Annotated in this window: 1 protein-coding gene; it reads right to left on the bottom strand. The window is 39.0% G+C overall.

What is annotated here, in order from left to right; all coding sequences use genetic code 11:
• Window positions 1-816: SspB-related isopeptide-forming adhesin (locus ADI76_RS00185; RefSeq protein ID WP_049513808.1), on the bottom strand; the 816-nt coding region annotated here is incomplete at both ends.

The raw sequence follows: 816 nt of genomic DNA, 5'->3' as shown, positions 1-816 counted from the left end.
ATCATTGCTTACAGTTTCAAGAGTCTTACCTTCTGAATCTTTAAGAACGAAGCTGAATTCGTTAGCTTTAAGCTCACGGCCTTCCAAGCGTTTAGTGAAGTTGAATTCTACTTCAACTGGTACGCTGTTTACACGTTTTTCAGTTGGTTTGTTTGGTTTTTCAACAGTCTTGCTTACTGGGTTGTAGTAGTTGACTACTTGAGCCGCAGTATTTTCGATGTCTACTCCACCTTTAACATCCGCTTTAACAGTTGCTGGAATATCAAACTTGTAGTAACGTCCGAATTCGAATTTAGTTGTGTCAATGATTTGAGTGTTTTCTGCGTCGCCAAGTGACTTCGTGAAGCCATCTTTAAGGGTTGCAGTAATCACACCGTTGTTCACAGTAATATCGAATTTAGCTGTTACATCCGCACCAGTCTTACCATCGTATGCTTTAATAGCTGAAGCTTCAACGTCGACTTTTGCCTCATCGTAGTCATCTGTGATTCCTACTGATTGGATATTGTCTTTGTTGTTTGCATCAAACTTAGTTGTGTCAAGCCATACTTGGTAAACCAATTTATCTTTTGGTTTAACAGTCTTAGTATTGATATTCGCTTTTTCGTTATTAGATGCATCGTCCGCATATGGGTTCGCATTGGTATCTGCGTACTTGTCTGCCAACTCTTTATCATCATCTAATAATGAAGTTCCAGTCAAATCAAATTCTTTTTCGTTTAGAACATATTTTTCTGGATTGAATTCTGGAGTTTCTGGAGGAGTTACACGGTTGTTAAATTCTTTATCCGCAATGTCGCCTACAGTCGCGATCAG

This window comes from Streptococcus parasanguinis (assembly GCF_001074805.1).
GTDB classification, from domain to species: Bacteria; Bacillota; Bacilli; order Lactobacillales; family Streptococcaceae; genus Streptococcus; species Streptococcus parasanguinis_A.
The sequence above is the reverse complement of the archived record's forward strand: the minus strand, read 5'-3'. Positions and strand labels throughout refer to the sequence as shown.